We start from the raw sequence: 18,646 nt of genomic DNA, 5'->3' as shown, positions 1-18,646 counted from the left end.
ACCGTATTCCTAGTTAGACCATCGTGTCGAGGATTTCGACCAAAGATTCGTAGGAAGTTCTGGGGTTCACAATTGCAAAGCGAGTGTTGGGCTCACCCTTGTGTGAACTAGGAACAACAAAACCAATGCCGTCGGCAAGCAGCTTGTTCGACCAACGGGTGTAGTCATCTAAGGTCCAGCCCTTCTTGGTGAAGACCACAACCGAGAGCTGAGGGTCACGGACCAAATCGAGATCTGGACGACGACGAATCTCATCAGCAATCTTGTAGGCAAGCTGAATGTTTTGTTCGATGGCTTCACGGTATGCAGCAACACCATAGGTGGCCAGTGAGAACCACAGAGGCAATCCACGTGGACGACGAGTCAGGTTATAGGCATAGTCACTGGGGTTCCACTCTTCGGGGTTCTCGAGTGCATCTAGGTACTCAGCATGCTGGGTGTGGGTGTTACGACCAAGCTCTGGGTTGCGATAGACCAGTGCACACGCATCGAAGGGTGCAAACAGCCACTTGTGTGGGTCCACAATAAACGAATCTGCCAGTGCAACACCAGCAAAGAGGTGCTTGGTGGTGGGTGCCAGCATCGCCGCGATGCCGTAGGCACCATCCACGTGGAACCAGACGTTGTGTGCCTTGGTGACAGTTCCGACAGCCTCGAGCTCATCGACGATGCCGAAGTTGGTTGTGCCTCCGGTAGCAACTACGGCAAAGATGCCGTCCCAGTCACCCTCAAGAGTTGATTCCAGGGCAGCACCGGTCAAACGGCCTTCGGCATTGACCGGAACAGGAACAATGTCGACATCCATTACGCGGGCAGCTGCTTTGAGGGAGGAGTGCGCTTCTGAACTGCAGGCAAAGCGCCAGCGAGCGGGCAGTTCCTTCCTTGCGGCCAGCAGGGCTTCCTTGGCGGTGTGGCGAGCTGCAACAAGAGCAGAAAGGTTACCTAGGGTTCCACCCTGAACAAAGACGCCACCGGCGCCCTCAGGCATGCCTGCTTCACGTGCGAGCCATTCGAGAACCTGGTTCTCAGCGTAGACGGCACCGGCGCCCTCCATCCAGGAGCCACCGTAGATGGTCGAGGCAGAGACGATGAGGTCAAACAGAGTCGCTGCCTCGGTTGGCGCACACGGAATGAAGGAGAGGTAGTTGGGGTGATCGTTCGAAATGGTCGCTTCAGCCAGAACATTCTCAAACAGGTTGAGTGCTTCTAAACCGCCCATACCCGCTTCGGTCACAGTGGCAGGAACCTCAGCACGCAACTGAGAGATGGTCTTGGGACCATCCAGCGGTGGTGGGTCGTAATTCATGCGGCGACGAGCGTATTCGAAAACTTGCTCACGCAACTTCATAGTTTCGAGATCTACGGTGTGCATGTGATTTGCATGGGGAGTTGTCATATCGGCAGACATCCACTTCGATGTTTCATCCGCTCAATGCCCGCCACGACGAGTGTCGTGCGACTGGGGCCCTTCAGCAGGCTCAGACCACACTACCGGGGAAACTCGACACGCCGAAACCCCGCAGCGAAAAAAGTTTTTTTGGGACGGAAATGGCGTAAATATGCGGTTCTCTAGGCATACTCACAGCAAGTTGGGAAAAAACTCACAAACACTAGATGTAGTGGAATGACATAGGTGTGATTCACGTTATATAGTAATAATTCACCGCAGGGGTGCGGCAGAAACATGCAAATGTTTCGACAAGTTTTATGGAGGCAAAAATGGAATTCGAATCAAACGACACCGTTGGTGGCTACGCAGTACCCGTAGATCCTATGGATCTGCTTCAGTGCGACAGCTGCCAGTAATAACTTCGCAGCAGTAGCTGCCACAAGAACCCCAGGTCAAAGACGGTCTGGGGTTCTTGCGTTTAACCCTGAAGGTTATGCCTCCCACGCCTAGAATTGTGGCGTGGCTGTAAATCCTGAACTCCAAGGTCGTGTTTTCCCTCCGACCGCACCGTATCTTGTTGGTCGCGAAAAGATTCGCGAGTTTGCTCGCGCAGTACTCGCAACCAATCCCATCAACTTTGACGTGGATGCTGCTCGTGCAGCAGGTCATGCAGACCTTGTTGCCCCGACTACCTTTCCTGTAGTCGTGCAGGAGGCCACATTGGCGCAGCTCCTTGCTGAGCCTGACGCAGGTATCGATTTCTCTCGCGTCGTACACGGCGAACAACGTTTTAGCTACACCAGAGCAATTGTTGCTGGTGATGAGCTCACAGCAACTCTGACCGTCTCCAGCGTGAAAAGTCTCGGCGGCCATAACATGGTCACCGCTGATTCTGAGATTGTGGATGCTGAAGGCAAGCACGTGGTGACGGCGATCTCCACCCTCGTGGTTCGAGGAGATGAGGACTAATCATGGTTGACTACAGCTCATTGACCAAGGGTGACGTCGTTGCCGAGGAGTCTTTCCACCTCACTCGCGACAACCTGGTTCGCTATGCCGGGGCATCGGGAGACTTCAACCCCATCCACTACCGCGACGACGTCGCCACCTCAGTTGGCCTGCCCGGTGTTTTAGCTCACGGCATGCTGACCATGGGCCTGGCAGTTCAGCCGGTCTCCAACTGGGTGGGTGACCCTGCTCGCATTGTTGACTACCAAGTTCGCTTCACACGCCCCGTACTGGTCGATGGCGCACATGGTGCGGATGTCACCGTCAAGGCAACCGTGGGAGCGCTCGAAGACGAGAGCAAGATTGCTCGTATCGACCTCACGGCAACCTTCAACGATGAAACTGTGCTGGGTAAAGCACAGGTTCGCGTCAACCTCGCCTAAATATGAGTTCAGTTCCGCTCTCGACCCTCACCACCATGCAGGTGGGCGGTCCAGCGCGCGAACTCATTACCGTAACCACGCGAGAGCAACTCATTGAAGCTGCCCTCAACACGTGGGATTCCAACGAACCGTGGCTGCTACTCGGCGGTGGTTCCAACACCATCGTTGCTGACGACGGTTTTGATGGCACTGTGATTCATGTTCAGACCGCAGGCATCGAGCGTCAGCAGGACATTTCCCGCAGCCCTAACCACAGCACCGTTCGCGTTGCAGCTGGAGAGAATTGGGACAATCTTGTTGCGTGGAGTGTGGAGCAAGGTCTCGCTGGCATAGAGGCGCTCTCGGGTATTCCAGGTTCCTGTGGCGCTGCACCAATCCAGAACATTGGTGCGTATGGTCAGGAACTTTCCACAGTCCTCACCGCCGTCGAATTCCTAGATCGCTACACCCAAGAGATTTCATGGATCCCAGCTGAAGAGCTTGGGCTGGGATATCGCGATTCAGTATTTAAGCAGGGCAAAGAGGGGGTGGTACTCACGATTGAGCTGAGTCTGGCGTCCTTCGGAGATAACCTTTCTGCACCCATCGCATTTCCACAGCTGGCTACAGCATTGGGTGTGAACCTTGGTGACCAGGTGGCTTTAGCCACGGTGAGAGACACCGTTCTTGCTCTGCGTGCGAGCAAAGGCATGGTGCTAGATCCTGCTGATCCAGACACCGCCAGTGCGGGGTCGTTCTTCATGAATCCCATCGTCACCGAGAACTTTGCCCGTAACCTGCCCGAGGATGCGCCACGATTCCCGATTCAGCAGGTGGAACACGATCGTGTGCTGCCTCTTGGTGCAGAAGTTCCGCCGCTGGCCTCTGCAGAGCAAGGGCCTCGACTAGTCAAACTCTCTGCAGCATGGCTGATTGAGAACTCAGGAGTGAAGAAGGGCTACCGCATTCCAGGTTCGAATGCGGCAATCTCCTCGAAGCACACCCTGGCAATTACAAACCAGGGCGGTGCCACGGCAGCCGAGGTTGTCGGCTTGGCAACCTATGTGCAGGCCATGGTTCAGTCTCACTTTGGTGTGATCTTGTATCCCGAGCCGAACCTGGTTGGTGTGGAGATTTAGCCATGGCCAAGTTTGCATCTGTTGAGGACTATCTCAATTCTCTGGAAAGCCCCAAACAGGAAACTCTGCGTGCGGTGTTGGATTCGATTCTGAAGCAGTTCCCTGAAGCAGAGTTGAAGTTAGCGTGGAACGTTCCGCAGGTTCAGATCCAAGGCAAGTATGTCTTTGGTGTGAACGCCTTCAAGAACCATTTAGCCTTGGCGCCGTGGAGCGAAGCAGTGATGGCCGAGTTCGCTCCCCGACTTGCAGGATATGAAACGACAAAAGGTCTCATCCGCATACCCGTTGATTGGGACGTTGACGAACACCTCATCGGTGACATGATTTCGGCACGCAAAGCCGAACTAGGTATCTAGAACAGCTGTTACTTGGTGCCGAAGAGCTTCTGCAGGCGCTGAATACCCTCGAGCAGGGGTGCGTCTCCGAGAGCGTAGCTAAAGCGCAGGTAGCCACTGGGGCCAAATGCTTCACCAGGAACAGCGGCAACTTCTGCCTTGTCCAAGATGAGGTCTGCCAGTTCCAAAGTATTGGTTGGTGTGACACCATCCCATTCCTTGTTCAGAAGTGCAGTCACATCGCAGTATGCGTAGAACGCACCTTCAGGCATGGGAACTTCGAAACCAGGAATCTTGCGCAGTTCTTCCACAATGAGCTTGCGACGGCGATCAAAGGCGAGGCGCATTTCCTCAACAGGTTCCTGAGGCCCAGTCAGAGCAGCAATAGCAGCACGCTGGGAAATGTTGGAGACGTTTGAGCTCAGGTGTGACTGCAGGTTGGCAGCGGCCTTGATGGCATCGGCGGGGCCGACCATCCAGCCCAGACGCCACCCGGTCATGGCATAGGTCTTCGCGACACCGTTGACCAAGATGGTGCGGTCCTGCAGTGCAGGAACTGCTTCCACAATGGAGATTGCCTTCACGCCGTCATAGGTGAGGTTCTGGTAAATCTCGTCAGCAATAACCCACAGGCCGTGCTTGTCTGCCCACTCACCAATTGCTTTGGTTTCCTCAGGGGAGTACACAGCGCCAGTGGGGTTGGAAGGAGATACGAAGAGCAACAGTTTGGTCTTGTCGGTGCGTGCGGCTTCCAGCTGCTCCACAGTGACTTTGTACTCCTGGTCAGCACCAGCAAACACATCAACCTGAACGCCACCGGCAAGCTTGATGGCTTCGGGGTAGGTAGTCCAGTACGGAGTGGGAACGAGAACCTCGTCACCTGGATCAAGAAGTGTGGCAAATGCCTGGTACACAGCCTGCTTGCCACCGTTGGTCACGACGACCTGGCTGGGGTCAATGGCCCAACCACTGTCGCGCTTGGTCTTATCCGCAATGGCCTGGCGCATCTCGGGCAGACCAGCAGCGGGGGTGTAGCGGTGGTTCTTTGGGTCCTTCACTGCCGCCAACGCCGCCTCAACGATGTGTGGGGGTGTGGGGAAGTCAGGTTCACCGGCTGCATAGCTAATCACGGGGCGACCAGCAGCTTGGAGAGCCTTTGCTTTGGCATCAACCTTGAGGGTTGCCGATTCAGCAATGGCGGAAATACGAGAAGAAATTCGCTTCAATTCAGGCACGGTTACCACTATAGGGCGCAGAGCCCAGCTTTACAGAGAGGCACTTTCTGACCTAAGCTAGTGCGAAGTGGTTGCAATATGCCATGCTTTCGCGCGCCTTCTTTCAATTGAAGAAGTTCTGCGAAGCAAAGGGTGGTGGCTCAATTGGTAGAGCAGCGGTCTCCAAAACCGCAGGTTGCAGGTTCGAGTCCTGTCCGCCCTGCAAATCGAAAGGAAAAGTAAATGGCGCAAGACGTAGCCGACGAACCCGGTGAGGACATCGTCGCTCGTGCAAAGAAGGAGCGTGCTGGAAAGCGCAATCCTTTCTCGCGCATTGCTCTTTTCATTCGACAGGTGATCGGCGAACTGAAGAAGGTCGTCACACCTACCCGCAAGGAACTCATCAACTATGTGTTGGTTGTGCTCGCATTCGTCGTCATCATGATGGCTATCGTTTCGGGCTTGGACTACATCTTCGGTTGGACTGTGGTTACCGTCTTCGGTGATCCCACCCAGCCAACCACTGCTGGCTAAGCAGTAAACGTTTTTCTAGATAAGACAGGAACACCGTGACTGAATCGACGCGCGAAGACGAGCAGCTGCTCGAGGCCGCACTGGATGCACTTACTGAAACTGACGCAGCTGCTGTTGTGGACGTAGAGGCTGACGCCGTTATTGAAGACGCACTCGACGTTGACACCATCGAAGAAGCTGAAGCAGCAATCGTTGCAGCTGAAGACGAAGAAGAAGTAGCAGACGACCCCTACGCAGCTTTCGAAGCAGAGCTTCGCACCCTGCCAGGCAAGTGGTACGTCATTCACTCTTACGCCGGTTTCGAGCGCAAGGTGAAGCACAACATTGAGAACCGTCGCACCTCGATGCAGCTGGGCGACTTCATCTTCCAGATCGAAGTTCCTATGGAAGACGTTGTTGAGATCAAGAACGGTCAGCGCAAGATGGTCACCCGCGTTCGTATCCCCGGATACGTACTCGTGCGTATGGACCTCAACGAAGACAGCTGGTCGTGTGTTCGTCACACCCCCGGTGTTACTGGCTTCGTAGGCAACGCTCACAACCCCACCCCACTGCGCTTCCAGGAAGCATTCAACATGCTGAAGCCTTTGGTTGAGGTCAAGGATGTTCCCACCGCCAAGGCTGTTCAGGCCAAGGGTGGTCAGGCAGTTGCTCGTACTCCTATCGCAGAGATCGACTTCGAAATCGGCGAGACCGTGGTTATCAAGGAAGGTTCGTTCGCGGGTCTACCTGGAACCATCAGCGAAATCAAGCCCGAGAGCGGCAAGCTCACCGTGCTTGTTTCACTGTTCGAGCGTGAGACCCCCGTCGAGCTCAGCTTCGACCAGGTCACCAAGCAGTAAAGCTTCCCGGCGCTTGTCGCTGGGATTACCGCGAATCAGGTTCGCCTGATTTCACGGGAGAGTTCATCGGAACCCCGATGAGTTCGAATCTAAAAAAAGGAAAAAGAAATGGCACCGAAAAAGAAGGTCACAGGTCTGATTAAGCTTCAGATCCAGGCCGGCGCCGCGAATCCAGCTCCTCCTGTTGGTCCCGCTCTGGGTCAGCACGGTGTGAACATCATGGATTTCTGCAAGGCATACAACGCAGCAACCGAAGCTCAGCGCGGAAACATCATCCCTGTTGAGATCACTGTTTACGAAGACCGTTCATTCGACTTCATCCTCAAGACCCCTCCAGCAGCTGAAATGATCAAGAAGGCTGCTGGCGTTGCTAAGGGTTCTGGTACTCCTCACACCGTGAAGGTTGCCAAGCTCACTCAGGCACAGGTCCAGACCATTGCAGAAGCAAAGATGGTTGACCTCAACGCCAACGACATTGATGCAGCTAAGAAGATCATTGCCGGAACCGCTCGTTCCATGGGCATCACGGTAGAGGGCTAAGGGGTATAAATCATGGCTAAGAAGTCAAAGGCATACCTTGCTGCTGCCGCAAAGATTGAAGAAGGCAAGTTCTACACCGCGCCTGAAGCAGTTGCTATTGCTAAGGAAACCGGTTCCGCTAAGTTCAACAGCACCGTTGAGGTAGCCCTCAAGCTCGGTGTTGACCCTCGTAAGGCAGACCAGATGGTTCGTGGAACCGTCATGTTGCCTCACGGTACCGGTAAGACTGCACGCGTTATCGTGTTCGCAACCGGTCCTGCAGCTGAGGCAGCTCTTGCTGCTGGTGCTGACGAGGTTGGCGGCGACGAGCTCATCGAGAAGGTAGCCGCTGGTTACACCGCTTTCGATGCAGCTGTTTCTACCCCTGAACTCATGGGTAAGGTTGGTCGTCTCGGTAAGGTACTCGGTCCTCGTAACCTGATGCCAAACCCCAAGACTGGAACCGTTACTCCTGATGTTGCTAAGGCAGTTACTGACATCAAGGGTGGAAAGATCGAGTTCAAGGTAGACAAGCACTCGAACGTTCACTTCATCATTGGTAAGGCATCCTTCACCGCTGAGCAGCTTTCTGAAAACATCGCTGCAGCTTTGGACGAAGTTGTTCGTCTCAAGCCTTCATCGGCAAAGGGTCGCTACATCCAGAAGGGCGCAGTCTCGACCACTTTCGGTCCTGGCATCCCCCTCGATGTTGCAAGCATCTAAGTTCAACTGAACATACAGCTCAGGGTCCGTCGCGTAAGCGACGGACCCTGACTGGTTAAAGCACTCTGACTCACCGGTATCGTGGAAGGGTGATTAAGCAACCTGCCCACATTGAAAACATCCCTGCGTATAAGCCAGGGAAGTCAACGGTGGATGGATGGGACGGTCCGGTATACAAACTCTCTTCTAATGAGAACCCCTACCCACCATTGCCTTCTGTCATCCAGGCAATTACTGACGCGGCATCCACGATGCACCGTTACCCCAACATGGCAGCACCCGAGCTCACCACAGCACTGGCGAAGCGTTTGGGTGTGAGCGAACCAGAGCTGGCTTTTGGTACTGGCTCAGTTGAGGTTGCCGGTCAACTCATTCGTGCTTTCGCTGGCCACGGGGATGAAGTGATCTATGCGTGGCGCTCCTTTGAGGCATATCCCATCTTGGTTCGCGGGGCGGGGGCAACCCCGGTTGAGGTTCCCCTCACTGTCGACCACCGCCATGACCTTCCAGCCATGCTGGCTGCCATCACCCCAGCAACCAAAGTCATCTTCATCTGCACGCCCAATAACCCAACTGGCACTGCCGTTGGGCACGAAGAATTGCGCGAGTTTTTGACCAAGGTTCCTTCCCACATTCTGGTTGTGATCGACGAAGCGTATGTTCACTTCCAGAACGATCCCGAAGCGGCACGTGGACTTGAGCTCTACCGGGAGTTTGAGAATGTGGCGGTTCTTCACACTTTCTCTAAGGCCTATGGTCTTGCTGCGCTGCGCCTGGGATACACCGTTGCTCGCCCTGACGTCATGGAAGGTTTAGCAAAGGTTGCCTTGCCTTTCGGTGTGACGGATATTGCACAGGCTGCAGGCGTTGCCTCGCTCGCTGCGGAACCCGAATTGCAAGAACGCATCGATGTCTTACTCCAGGAACGCAACAAGCTTGAGGCATATCTGGCAACAACTGACTGGGATGCGCCACTGTCGCAGGCAAACTTTGTCTGGTTAGCTGCCGGCGAAGAAACAGATGCCCTGCAAGCTCACCTCATGAGCAGAGGCATCATTGGTCGCGCATTTAGTGGAAACGGTATCCGTATTTCCATTGGATCCCCTGAAGCCAATGAGGCGCTTGTTGAAGCGCTCGGCTCCTATAAGAAGTAGAGCCTAGGCTTCTTCTGCTTGCTCGAGGTCATCCAGGCGAGCGACGAGGCCGTCATGAACTGCGGGCCATTCATCCTTGGTGATGGAGTAGACGGCAGTGTTGCGCAGGGTGCCATTGGGCATCACCATGTCGTTACGCAACATGCCATCGAGCTTGGCGCCCAGCTTTTCTATAGCTGCACGTGACTGAGCGTTTTTCTCGTGAGTGCGCAGTTCAATCGCATTACAGTTCAACACATCAAAGGCATAGCTGAGCATGAGAAGTTTAGCCTCGGGGTTGATTGCGGTTCCTTGGTAGCTGTTAGCCATCCAGGTTGACCCAATCTCTACCTTGAAGTTTTCCAACTTAATGTTCATGAAGGTCGTCATCCCGATTGCCTTGCCGGTTGCAGCATCGATGGTGGCAAAAGGCATCATGGTTCCCTGGCCATAGAGTCCTAAGCGGCGATCAATTTCTTGAGTCATCGCCTCAGGACTTGGCACTGCGGTATACCAAAGCTCATGAATCTTGCCATCCTCTGTGGCCTCACACAGATCGGCAGCATGGTCATGGCTCAATGGTTCCAGGCGAACGTAGTCACCCTCGAGCGTGGGCATATCTGGTAGTGCCATGAGAATCCTTAATTGGTCAGACGGTGCAGTTCACCAATGAGGCCATTGGCGAGGTAAACAAGTTCACGTATGGCGCGTTCATCACGTTCAATCCAAATGTGCTTGGGCGTATCTGAGATGGGTGTGAAATTCTCGTGCTGTTCCCACACAAACAATGTGCGCTGGGCCCCAAGAACGTATTGCTGCCAATACACCTGACGCAGGTATCCGGCAGGAACACCCTCGAAAGGTTTCTGGCTCGTTTTAATCTCTGCCAGTATCAACGTTTCATCAACCACGCCAATACCGTCAGGAGTGGCGAGGTGGCGAGGTTCAGGTTCTGAATGAAACAGTGCGGAACTGGGCTCGATAGAAAAGTTCTCTTTCACCCAGGCAGCAATGATTGGTTCTCGTGCTTTGCCGTGATCTGTGTAGGCATTTCCGGTGAAGCTCGAACCGCGAAGCTTTTCTAAAGCTGCAGTTGGTATGGCATTCACGCTATTGAGCTTGGCAACATCCGTGGCTGTGATGCCACGAGAGCGTGCCCTCAGCCATGCTGCTTCATCACTGCCATCGGTGACCATGCGAGTGAGATACGCAATATGTGGGTGTTCAGATTGGGGCTCGGTCTCGGGCATATCCGCCACATTAGCTACTGAACTCACGTGCTCTATTCTGCTGGTTTCCTCTGACATCCTTGGGCGCGCTCGCCGAAATTGGGGAGTCTGGGAGTATTCATAGGGTTCTTAGGTGGTTCATAGGAATCTCATAGGAAACTTCGTCATACTCATCATGTGAACGAAACAACTGCCGCAGCCCCCATTCGCTTGACTCGCGCCGATGGTTCCCCCATCCGCGTTCTCGTCGTGGATGATGAAGCCTCGCTAACTGACCTTTTGCAGATGGCACTGCGTTATGAAGGCTGGGAAATCAAAACTGCCGCTGATGGCTCGTCTGCCCTCGCCACGGCTCGTGATTTCCGTCCCGATGCAATCGTGCTCGACATCATGCTTCCCGACATTGATGGACTTCAGGTATTACAGCGATTGCGCGCAGACGGTAACGATATTCCCGTTCTCTTCCTCACCGCCAAGGACGCACTCGATGACCGCATTGCTGGACTAACAGCTGGCGGAGATGACTATGTGACCAAGCCATTTAGCTTGGAAGAGGTCGTTGCACGCCTGCGCGGCCTGATTCGTCGCTCCACATTGACCGTGGATGCAAATGAATCACCCGTGCTCGTTGTGGGCGACCTGGAGTTGGACGAAGATAGCCACGAAGTCCGCCGAGCTGGCCGATTGATTGAGCTGACAGCAACAGAGTTTGAACTCCTGCGCTACCTCATGCGTAACCCTCGCCGCGTGGTGAGCAAAAGCCAAATCTTGGATCGAGTCTGGGACTACGACTTCGGTGGCAAGAGCTCGGTTGTGGAGATCTATATTTCCTACCTGCGCAAGAAGATCGATGCAGAGGGCGCTCCCATGCTGCACACCGTTCGCGGTGCCGGTTACATGATCAAACCGGCTGAATAATGTCGAAGACCACTCGAGCACCCTGGACCCTGCGTCGTCGCCTCACGGTGACAATGGCAGGGTTGTTGGTCGTAGCTGCTGCACTCATCGGTGTAGTCAGTGTTGTGTCGCTGCGTGCATTCCTCACTGACCGACTTGATCAACAGCTCACCAGTGCTGTGATTCGTTCAACCACCGCAGTAGACAACGGAATCATCAACGGTCGCCCTGGTCACAGCGATGGCGATGCCGACCATGACGATCGTCCCAACAATGCACTCCTTGCTCCTGGGCAGGCTGCAGGAACTCTCGTTGCGCTCGTGGGAACTTCCGGTGATGTCACCGCGGGAGTGCTCAACGACCGCGGTGCTGTCGTGGCAATAAACCTCGAAGATACTCACGCGTTGGCAGAGGTTGATTCAGATAACCGCCCAGAAACTATCCACATCAAGGGTGCGGGAGAATTCCGCGCTGTATCCGTGGGAGCATCTGGCGGTTCGCTCGTGATTGCTCTGCCCATGACGGAGGTCAATGCGGCGACCACTCAGCTACTGATTGTCATTCTTTCCGTCACGGGACTTGGTCTTGCCGCGGCGATTATTGCCGGGCGCCTCCTCATTCGTTACGAACTCACACCGCTTGATCGGGTTGCTGACACCGCAGCTCGAGTGTCTGAATTGCCTCTGGATAAGGGTGATGTTGAACTCGCTGAACGTTTGAGTGAGGACGACACCGATCCTCGCACAGAAGTTGGTCGTGTTGGCTCTGCCTTCAACCACATGCTCGGTCACATCAGCCGCGCCTTCGCTGCGCGCCAGGCCAGTGAAGAAAAAGTGCGACGTTTCGTTGCAGACGCAAGCCACGAATTGCGCACACCACTGGCGTCCATCCGCGGCTACGCAGAACTCACGCGTCGAGGTGGTGCTGAACTTCCTGAGGATGTTCGTCATTCCTTGAATCGCATCGAGTCTGAAGCAACCCGCATGACTGGACTTGTTGAAGATCTGCTCTTGCTTGCACGATTGGATGAAGGTCGTGAACTTCAGCAGAAGCCTGTTGATCTTTCACGCATCATCGTGGATGCGGTGAGCGATGCACATGCTGCAGGCCCCGACCACATCTGGGATATGGAGCTGCCTGAGCAGCCACTCGAAGTAATTGGTGACCCTGCTCGCTTACACCAGGTTGTGGTGAACTTGCTTGCCAATGCCAGGGTCCACACTCCTGCAGGTTCAACTGTTCAGGTCGTTCTAGAGCAGCAGGAGGACAAAGTTCTTCTGCGCGTCATTGATGATGGTCCCGGAATACCTCAAGGACAGATGGCTGAGCTATTTGAACGATTTACCCGTGGGGATGCTTCCCGTAATCGTGCAACGGGCACAACCGGTCTGGGGTTGGCCATTGTGAATGCAGTTGTTCAGGCCCACCATGGCAGTGTCACTGTGACAAGTGAACCAGGTAAGACGATGTTCACCGTGAGCTTGCCGGCTGCCACTTAGTCAAGATTAACGAAGTAGGCCCCGCATCTGCGGGGCCTACTTCGTTATCGAGTTCACAAACGCTTAGTAGCGAACTGTTGCCTTCTCCATCAAGGAGTATGCAGGATCAACCTCACGAAGCTGGGCTACTGGAGCATCTCCGAAAGAACTGATCAAGGTGGTGGGCAGTGACACTGCGAGAGCACCCCAGGAACATCCGGTAGTCAACGCTGCTTCTGGGCTCAAAGCAGGAAGTGTTCCTGATTCACGACCTGCAGCTGAAGCTTCAGGGCTGACGACCTGGCTGAGGAATCCTGCCAAGAACGCGTCACCAGCACCGGTGGTGTTAATTACTTCAGGTGCTACAGCACTCGCCCAGACAACGTCATCAGCGGTGATCGCAATAGCGCCGTCGGGACCAAGGCTCACCAACGCAATCTCGAGACCGGTCGCAATCAGTTCGCGTCCTGCATCGATGACGTCACCAAGAGTGTGAAGTTCGTGCCCTACGAGAGACGCAAGTTCGTCCGCATTGGGCTTGATCAGGTTGACCTCGCCGCTGCGGCCCCAGTGCTTGAGTTCAGGGCCGGAGGTGTCCAAACCTACGCGAGCACCAAGGTCACGTGCACGAGAGAACAGTTCACTCAGATCAATAGGAAGACCCGTGTCAATCATCTTGGGGTGCATACCCGAGACAACCAGCCAGTCTGCATTCATGTCGGAGACCTGCTCCAGTGTGGTCTCGACAACATTGCGCCAGTCTTCGGTGGTGAAGGGGATGGCCTGCTGGTTGATGTTGGTGGTGCGACCACCTCGCTCAACCACGGTGGTGTTTACGCGGACACGTCCCTGCACGGGCATGATGCGCAGAATCTGTGGGAAGGGGGTGGAGAACAGGAGGTACTGGTCCTGCATACCAATGGGAAGCACGGCAGATACGGGGTGCTTTGCCAGGTGCAGGGTGCGGGCAACGTTGAGCCCTTTACCACTCATGTATTCGTGGACTTCATAGGCACGGTTCACCTTGCCGACAGTGAGATCCTCGGCGAGGTAGGTGCGGTCCAGCACGGGGGCGGGGGTCAGGGTTACTACAGCGTTCACGAGGCCTCAAATCTTCGTGACAAGCCAAAGCTCACTATGTGATGCCGATCTCACGGGCATCCGATGTGAGCATCAGCGCTAACAGGGAGGGAAGTCTTTAGTCTACCGATTTGCCAGAGGTAGTGTTTCTCACCTAACCTAGAGATAACCAAAGACCGCTGGTTATTGGTGTGCTTTCGAAAGTAAGCCCCAATCTAAGTTTCGTTTCGACGAAGACCCGCGCAGGCAAACTGTTAGTGATGTTCATTTTCTATGAACGCTTTCGCTCCAGCCCTGCGCTGGAGCTTTTTTAGTTTTAGCGGCCTGAGGCTAATCACTCCACACAAGTGGGGTGTGAGAAACCACAAGGAGCGCCATGGCGAACAAGGAAGCAATGCTCTCCGAGCTTTCGAAGAACTTCGAAAACTCGAACGCAGTTCTGCTCACCGAGTACCGCGGCCTCACTGTTGCTCAGCTCAAGGAGCTGCGCAAGTCCATCAGTGAGCACGCGACTTACGCCGTGGTAAAGAACACGCTGACCAAGATTGCTGCCGCTCAGGCTGGCATCACCGGTCTCGATGACCAGCTTGCTGGTCCTTCGGCTATTGCTTTCGTACACGGTGACGCTGTCGCTGTTGCGAAGGCCCTGCGTGCCTTTGCCAAGGCAAACCCTCAGCTCATCATGAAGGGCGGCTACTTCGACGGTAAGCCTCTCGACGCAGTTGAGGTTGGAAAGCTCGCCGATCTCGAGTCCCGCGAAGTACTTCTGGCAAAGTTTGCCGGTGCTGCGAAGGCCTCACTCTTCGGTGCCGCATACCTGTTCACCGCACCACTGTCGAAGGCCGTTCGCACGGTCGACGCACTGCGTGCAAAGCAAGAGTCCGGCAACTAGTCACTTACTAGTTATCGGTTTAGACGAAAAAACAACAAGGAGAAAATCATGGCAAAGCTCTCAACTGAGCAGCTCATCGAGGCTTTCAAGGAGCTCTCACTCATCGAGCTCAGCGAGTTCGTTAAGGCATTCGAGGAGACCTTCGAAGTAACCGCAGCTGCTCCTGTAGCTGTTGCTGCTGCTGGCGCACCTGCTGCTGGTGGCGCTGCTGAAGCTGCTGAAGAGAAGGACTCTTTTGACGTCGTTCTCGAGGCTGCTGGCGCAAACAAGATTGCTGTCATCAAGGAGGTGCGTACCATCACCAACCTCGGTCTGGGTGAGGCTAAGGCACTCGTTGATGGTGCACCTGCAACCGTTCTCGAAGGCGCAAACAAGGACGCTGCAGAGAAGGCAAAGGCTGCTCTTACCGAGGCTGGCGCAACCGTCGTCCTCAAGTAGTCTCAAGCACTACACGCTTCAGGGCGTCAACTCTTCGGAGTTGGCGCCCTTTTGCTATTCCTAAATCCCGCCGGTGAAAGAAATCCATAACAGTACAGCGTTCAAACCAATAATGAACACCGATGCCACAACAGCCAGAACTGTTGTTGTTCTCGAGTTAATTTCGGTACCTAATAGTGCTGAGTCGCGCGTGAAGATGATCAGCGGAATAAGTGCAAAAGGTATGCCGAACGAGAGCACCACTTGGCTAATGATCAAGGCCCAGGTGGGGTCTGCGCCAATGCTGAGAATCACAAAGGCAGGAATCAAGGTGATGACTCTGCGCCACAACAGCGGAATCTGAATATCAGTCAGACCACTCATGATCTCCGCACCGGCATAGGCACCAACTGAAGTGGAAGCAAGTCCGGAAGCTAGTAACCCCACAGCAAACAGAACGGCAATGACCGGGCCGAGATTGTTGTTCAGTGCCGCATAGACACCCTCGAGTGTGTCCGTGCCGGGAACACCCTGCAGACTCACTGCAGCAGTGAGCAGTATGGCGAGATTTACTCCGCCGGCAATAATCAAAGCAACGGTGACATCGACCCGGGTTGCCTTGAGAATCTTTCCGCGTTCCACTCCGGCAAGTACTTGACCAAAACGATCACGGGTGAGGGCAGAGTGCGCATAGATTGCGTGAGGCATGATCGTCGCACCCAAAATGGATGCGGCTAGGAGGACTGAGCTGGGACCTTCAAAACGAGGTACCAGGCCACCGAAAAATGACCCTGGGTCTGGCGGTGCAACGACTAATCCCATGCCAAAGCCGATGGAAATGATCACCAGCAGTGCGATGATGACGCGTTCGAAAGCTTTCGCCCCCGAGCGATCACGCAAGGAAAGCAGGAACAAGGACAGCAGTCCCATCACCATTCCACCGGCAAGGAGCGGGAAACCAAACAAGAGGTTGAACGCGATAGCGCCACCGACAACCTCTGCGAGGTCTGTCGCCATGGCGACGATTTCCGCCTGAACCCAGAATCCTCGGCGGAGCCACTTATTGGTTATCCGCTCACCCAAGATTTGAGTGAGTGATTTCCCGGTGGCAAGACCCAACTTGGCAGACAGATACTGCACCAGCCAGGCAACCAAGTTGCCCACCACAACCACCCAGACTAAGAGGTAGCCGAATTGAGCACCTGCGGTCATGTTGGAAGCAACATTGCCCGGGTCAAGATAGGCAACACCTGCAACAAGTGCCGGCCCAAGCAGGGGCACAACCCGAAGTGCACGCGCTCGACGGTTCGTCGAGGGAGGATTGCTCGGGGTTGTCATCGCTACTCAATTTCGCTGGGATGGACGATTTTCGTCTTCGTGTTCAGCCTAGTTCGCTGAAGAAGTCTGTTACGAAGAAAGTGGGCGGAAGTAGGGGAAGAACAGCCTTTCGTTCCCGTCACTAGAATTGAGCTATGTCTAAGGTTCTTTCTTCCCTGCCCGTTGGTGAGCGCGTCGGTATTGCATTCTCTGGAGGTCTCGACACCTCTGTTGCAGTTGCGTGGATGCGTGAAAAGGGAGCAATCCCTTGCACCTACACCGCCAACCTCGGCCAGGCAGATGAGCCAGACATTGACAGCGTTCCCGGCCGCGCACTCGAATACGGTGCTGAGATTGCTCGCCTGATTGACTGCCGTGGACCACTGGTTGAAGAGGGGCTTGTTGCTCTGCAGTGTGGTGCGTTCCACATTCGTACCGCGGGAAAAACTTATTTCAACACCACCCCTTTGGGTCGTGCAGTGACAGGAACCATGCTGGTTCGTGCCATGCACGAAGATGGTGTGGACATCTGGGGCGATGGCTCCACCTACAAGGGCAACGACATTGAGCGTTTCTACCGCTACGGCCTGATGGCTAACCCTGCCCTGCGCATCTACAAGCCATGGCTTGATGCTGACTTTGTTAACGAGCTCGGCGGTCGTCACGAGATGAGCGAATGGCTTCTTGCTCGTGACCTCCCCTACCGCGCATCGAAGGAGAAGGCTTACTCCACGGATGCCAACATCTGGGGTGCTTCGCACGAAGCAAAGCTTCTTGAGCACTTGGATCAGGGCCTTGATTTGGTCGAGCCCATTATGGGTGTTGCTGCCTGGCGAGATGACGTCGAGGTGAAGACAGAAGAGGTCACCATTGCATTCGAAGCTGGACGCCCCGTCTCGATCAACGGCAAGCGTTATGACGACCCCGTTGCATTGGTTCTTGAAGCAAACGCTATTGGTGGTCGCCATGGTCTGGGCATTTCCGACCAGGTGGAGAACCGCATCATCGAGGCAAAGAGCCGCGGAATTTATGAAGCACCGGGAATGGCTCTGCTTCACATTGTTTATGAACGTCTCCTCAACGCCATTCACAATGAAGACACCCTCGCAAACTATGCAGCAGAAGGTCGTCGCCTGGGTCGTTTGATGTATGAAGGTCGCTGGTTCGACCCCCAGGCACTCATGCTGCGTGAATCCATTGTTCGCTGGGTTGGCTCTGCTGTCACCGGGGCTGTCACACTGCGTCTGCGTCGCGGTGATGACTACACCATCCTCAACACCACTGGCCCAGCTTTGAGCTACCACCCTGACAAGCTCTCTATGGAGCGTGTGGAAGATGCTGCCTTTGGTCCTGAAGATCGCATTGGCCAGCTCACCATGCGTAACCTCGACATTGCTGACTCTCGTGAGCGCCTCGAGCAATACGCTGCCCAGGGCATTGTCGAAGGTGGTGCTGCCGTCTTGATGGGAGACCTCAAAGCAGCAGCCCTGGAGAAGGGGAAGAAGTAAGTTCCTTACTTCTTCACACCCGATGAGTTCCGCAGATTCACCTCCGTGGTATGTCATCACTGGGGGACCGAGCTCAGGAAAAACCACCACGGTTGAACTACTTCGTGGCAAAGGTTTTGAGATAGCGCATGAGCATGCCTCTGAAATCATTGCCGAAGAGATAGTCAAGGGCCGCACTCTGCAGGAAGTTCGTGCTGACGGGGAATGGTTTCAGAAAGAGATTCTTCGCAGGCAGCAAGAACATGAAGATTCGCTAGATCCAGCGCAGACGGTTTTCCTTGATCGTGGGATTCCTGACGGATTGGGCTATGAACGCTTTTTGAAGTTGACTCCTAATCCCGAACTCACTGCTGCCGCCAAGGCCACCTCCTATCGCCGGGTTTTTATCTTGGATCCGTTGCCTGTGAAGCTGGACTGGAATCGTCTTGAGGACGAACAAACTCAACATGCCATCCATGATTCAATTGAGGCTGTCTATCTAGAACTCGATAACGACGTTGTTGAGGTTCCCGTTCTCTCACCGGAAGAGCGCGTTGAATTCATCCTCAATCGGCTCTAAACGGGAATAGCGCACCTGCTTTCCCGGTTAGGCTCGTAGAGGGGGAATACGATGTTTCCCCCTGTGTTAC

General features: G+C 54.7%; 21 protein-coding genes and 1 tRNA gene. 16 read left to right on the top strand and 6 right to left on the bottom strand.

What is annotated here, in order from left to right; translation table 11 throughout:
- Positions 1–13 precede the first annotated feature (13 nt).
- Positions 14–1,396 (bottom strand): pyridoxal phosphate-dependent decarboxylase family protein, encoded by a 1,383-nt coding sequence (locus M2120_RS04880; RefSeq protein ID WP_280797597.1) that lies wholly within the window; start codon positions 1,394–1,396, stop codon positions 14–16.
- A 513-nt stretch (positions 1,397–1,909) separates the two neighbouring features.
- Here M2120_RS04880 and M2120_RS04875 point away from each other — a divergent pair.
- Genes M2120_RS04875 through M2120_RS04860 form a run of 4 tightly spaced genes read left to right on the top strand, consistent with a single transcriptional unit; the run spans position 1,910 to position 4,255 of the window.
- A complete protein-coding gene (locus M2120_RS04875; RefSeq protein WP_280797596.1) occupies positions 1,910–2,359 on the top strand; it encodes an FAS1-like dehydratase domain-containing protein in 450 nt (149 codons plus the stop codon).
- Positions 2,360–2,361: 2 nt separating this feature from the next.
- Positions 2,362–2,781: a MaoC family dehydratase gene (locus M2120_RS04870; protein WP_280797595.1), complete on the top strand. Its 420-nt coding sequence runs from the start codon at positions 2,362–2,364 to the stop codon at positions 2,779–2,781.
- Between the two features lie 2 nt (positions 2,782–2,783).
- A complete protein-coding gene (locus M2120_RS04865) occupies positions 2,784–3,899 on the top strand; it encodes a UDP-N-acetylmuramate dehydrogenase (RefSeq protein WP_280797594.1) in 1,116 nt (371 codons plus the stop codon).
- A 2-nt stretch (positions 3,900–3,901) separates the two neighbouring features.
- Entirely contained in the window at positions 3,902–4,255 is a 354-nt protein-coding gene (locus M2120_RS04860) for an iron chaperone (RefSeq protein ID WP_280797593.1), read from the top strand.
- Positions 4,256–4,263: 8 nt separating this feature from the next.
- On the opposite strand, the gene M2120_RS04855 is transcribed toward M2120_RS04860, so the two are convergent.
- Positions 4,264–5,469 carry a pyridoxal phosphate-dependent aminotransferase gene (locus M2120_RS04855; RefSeq protein ID WP_280797592.1) on the bottom strand — a complete coding sequence of 402 codons (1,206 nt, stop codon included), beginning with the start codon at positions 5,467–5,469 and terminating at the stop codon, positions 4,264–4,266.
- 129 nt (positions 5,470–5,598) lie between these two features.
- Between M2120_RS04855 and M2120_RS04850 the strand changes: the two genes are divergently transcribed.
- From M2120_RS04850 to hisC, 6 genes are all read left to right on the top strand, one after another.
- Positions 5,599–5,671 (top strand) — tRNA-Trp (locus M2120_RS04850).
- A 20-nt stretch (positions 5,672–5,691) separates the two neighbouring features.
- A complete protein-coding gene (gene secE, locus M2120_RS04845) occupies positions 5,692–5,982 on the top strand; it encodes a preprotein translocase subunit SecE (RefSeq protein WP_280797591.1) in 291 nt (96 codons plus the stop codon).
- A 35-nt stretch (positions 5,983–6,017) separates the two neighbouring features.
- Positions 6,018–6,824 (top strand): transcription termination/antitermination protein NusG, encoded by an 807-nt coding sequence (gene nusG, locus M2120_RS04840; RefSeq protein WP_348519939.1) that lies wholly within the window; start codon positions 6,018–6,020, stop codon positions 6,822–6,824.
- Between the two features lie 108 nt (positions 6,825–6,932).
- On the top strand, positions 6,933–7,364 hold the full coding sequence (rplK, locus tag M2120_RS04835) for a 50S ribosomal protein L11 (protein ID WP_280797590.1): 432 nt from the start codon (positions 6,933–6,935) through the stop codon (positions 7,362–7,364).
- Between the two features lie 12 nt (positions 7,365–7,376).
- Positions 7,377–8,066 (top strand): 50S ribosomal protein L1, encoded by a 690-nt coding sequence (gene rplA / locus M2120_RS04830; protein ID WP_280797589.1) that lies wholly within the window; start codon positions 7,377–7,379, stop codon positions 8,064–8,066.
- Positions 8,067–8,155: 89 nt separating this feature from the next.
- The gene (gene hisC, locus M2120_RS04825) at positions 8,156–9,220 is read left to right on the top strand and encodes a histidinol-phosphate transaminase (RefSeq protein ID WP_280797588.1); all 1,065 of its coding nucleotides are present in this window, start codon (positions 8,156–8,158) and stop codon (positions 9,218–9,220) included.
- Positions 9,221–9,223: 3 nt separating this feature from the next.
- Here hisC and M2120_RS04820 read toward each other — a convergent pair whose 3' ends face one another.
- The gene (locus tag M2120_RS04820; RefSeq protein ID WP_280797587.1) at positions 9,224–9,832 is read right to left on the bottom strand and encodes a GNAT family N-acetyltransferase; all 609 of its coding nucleotides are present in this window, start codon (positions 9,830–9,832) and stop codon (positions 9,224–9,226) included.
- An 8-nt stretch (positions 9,833–9,840) separates the two neighbouring features.
- Positions 9,841–10,449 (bottom strand): YqaJ viral recombinase family protein, encoded by a 609-nt coding sequence (locus tag M2120_RS04815; RefSeq protein WP_432418550.1) that lies wholly within the window; start codon positions 10,447–10,449, stop codon positions 9,841–9,843.
- A 156-nt stretch (positions 10,450–10,605) separates the two neighbouring features.
- Between M2120_RS04815 and M2120_RS04810 the strand changes: the two genes are divergently transcribed.
- Positions 10,606–11,346: a response regulator transcription factor gene (locus M2120_RS04810; RefSeq protein WP_280797585.1), complete on the top strand. Its 741-nt coding sequence runs from the start codon at positions 10,606–10,608 to the stop codon at positions 11,344–11,346.
- A complete protein-coding gene (locus tag M2120_RS04805; RefSeq protein ID WP_280797584.1) occupies positions 11,346–12,824 on the top strand; it encodes a sensor histidine kinase in 1,479 nt (492 codons plus the stop codon). The genes M2120_RS04810 and M2120_RS04805 overlap by 1 nt, the downstream gene beginning before the upstream one ends.
- Before the next feature lie 63 nt (positions 12,825–12,887).
- Here M2120_RS04805 and M2120_RS04800 read toward each other — a convergent pair whose 3' ends face one another.
- Entirely contained in the window at positions 12,888–13,904 is a 1,017-nt protein-coding gene (locus M2120_RS04800; RefSeq protein WP_280797583.1) for a 1-phosphofructokinase family hexose kinase, read from the bottom strand.
- Positions 13,905–14,259: 355 nt separating this feature from the next.
- Between M2120_RS04800 and rplJ the strand changes: the two genes are divergently transcribed.
- Complete coding sequence (gene rplJ / locus M2120_RS04795) at positions 14,260–14,775, top strand: 50S ribosomal protein L10 (protein ID WP_280797582.1); 516 nt, start codon at positions 14,260–14,262, stop codon at positions 14,773–14,775.
- Between the two features lie 48 nt (positions 14,776–14,823).
- The gene (gene rplL, locus M2120_RS04790; RefSeq protein WP_280797581.1) at positions 14,824–15,213 is read left to right on the top strand and encodes a 50S ribosomal protein L7/L12; all 390 of its coding nucleotides are present in this window, start codon (positions 14,824–14,826) and stop codon (positions 15,211–15,213) included.
- A 60-nt stretch (positions 15,214–15,273) separates the two neighbouring features.
- Here the strand turns inward: rplL and M2120_RS04785 are convergent, their stop codons facing one another.
- The gene (locus M2120_RS04785; protein WP_280797580.1) at positions 15,274–16,530 is read right to left on the bottom strand and encodes an Nramp family divalent metal transporter; all 1,257 of its coding nucleotides are present in this window, start codon (positions 16,528–16,530) and stop codon (positions 15,274–15,276) included.
- Between the two features lie 134 nt (positions 16,531–16,664).
- Here M2120_RS04785 and argG point away from each other — a divergent pair, with 134 nt between their 5' ends.
- Positions 16,665–18,017, top strand: a complete 1,353-nt coding sequence (gene argG / locus M2120_RS04780) for an argininosuccinate synthase (RefSeq protein ID WP_280797579.1) — start codon at positions 16,665–16,667, stop codon at positions 18,015–18,017.
- Positions 18,018–18,039: 22 nt separating this feature from the next.
- Positions 18,040–18,576, top strand: a complete 537-nt coding sequence (locus tag M2120_RS04775; RefSeq protein ID WP_280797578.1) for an ATP-binding protein — start codon at positions 18,040–18,042, stop codon at positions 18,574–18,576.
- Positions 18,577–18,646: the final 70 nt, after the last annotated feature.

This window comes from Aurantimicrobium minutum (assembly GCF_029893825.1).
In the GTDB taxonomy this organism is placed as follows: Bacteria; Actinomycetota; Actinomycetes; order Actinomycetales; family Microbacteriaceae; genus Aurantimicrobium; species Aurantimicrobium minutum_C.
The sequence above is the reverse complement of the archived record's forward strand: the minus strand, read 5'-3'. Positions and strand labels throughout refer to the sequence as shown.

What these genes read in the sequence shown, in the direction of transcription:
- M2120_RS04775 (WP_280797578.1), top strand. Translation starts at nt 18,040, where the DNA reads ATGAGTTCCGCAGATTCACCTCCGTGGTATGTCATCACTGGGGGACCG.
- rplK (WP_280797590.1), top strand. Translation starts at nt 6,933, where the DNA reads ATGGCACCGAAAAAGAAGGTCACAGGTCTGATTAAGCTTCAGATCCAG.
- M2120_RS04820 (WP_280797587.1), bottom strand. Translation starts at nt 9,832, where the DNA reads ATGGCACTACCAGATATGCCCACGCTCGAGGGTGACTACGTTCGCCTG.
- M2120_RS04785 (WP_280797580.1), bottom strand. Translation starts at nt 16,530, where the DNA reads ATGACAACCCCGAGCAATCCTCCCTCGACGAACCGTCGAGCGCGTGCA.
- secE (WP_280797591.1), top strand. Translation starts at nt 5,692, where the DNA reads ATGGCGCAAGACGTAGCCGACGAACCCGGTGAGGACATCGTCGCTCGT.
- M2120_RS04870 (WP_280797595.1), top strand. Translation starts at nt 2,362, where the DNA reads ATGGTTGACTACAGCTCATTGACCAAGGGTGACGTCGTTGCCGAGGAG.
- M2120_RS04880 (WP_280797597.1), bottom strand. Translation starts at nt 1,396, where the DNA reads ATGACAACTCCCCATGCAAATCACATGCACACCGTAGATCTCGAAACT.
- argG (WP_280797579.1), top strand. Translation starts at nt 16,665, where the DNA reads ATGTCTAAGGTTCTTTCTTCCCTGCCCGTTGGTGAGCGCGTCGGTATT.
- rplJ (WP_280797582.1), top strand. Translation starts at nt 14,260, where the DNA reads ATGGCGAACAAGGAAGCAATGCTCTCCGAGCTTTCGAAGAACTTCGAA.
- rplA (WP_280797589.1), top strand. Translation starts at nt 7,377, where the DNA reads ATGGCTAAGAAGTCAAAGGCATACCTTGCTGCTGCCGCAAAGATTGAA.
- rplL (WP_280797581.1), top strand. Translation starts at nt 14,824, where the DNA reads ATGGCAAAGCTCTCAACTGAGCAGCTCATCGAGGCTTTCAAGGAGCTC.
- M2120_RS04860 (WP_280797593.1), top strand. Translation starts at nt 3,902, where the DNA reads ATGGCCAAGTTTGCATCTGTTGAGGACTATCTCAATTCTCTGGAAAGC.
- M2120_RS04815 (WP_432418550.1), bottom strand. Translation starts at nt 10,449, where the DNA reads ATGCCCGAGACCGAGCCCCAATCTGAACACCCACATATTGCGTATCTC.
- M2120_RS04805 (WP_280797584.1), top strand. Translation starts at nt 11,346, where the DNA reads ATGTCGAAGACCACTCGAGCACCCTGGACCCTGCGTCGTCGCCTCACG.
- M2120_RS04865 (WP_280797594.1), top strand. Translation starts at nt 2,784, where the DNA reads ATGAGTTCAGTTCCGCTCTCGACCCTCACCACCATGCAGGTGGGCGGT.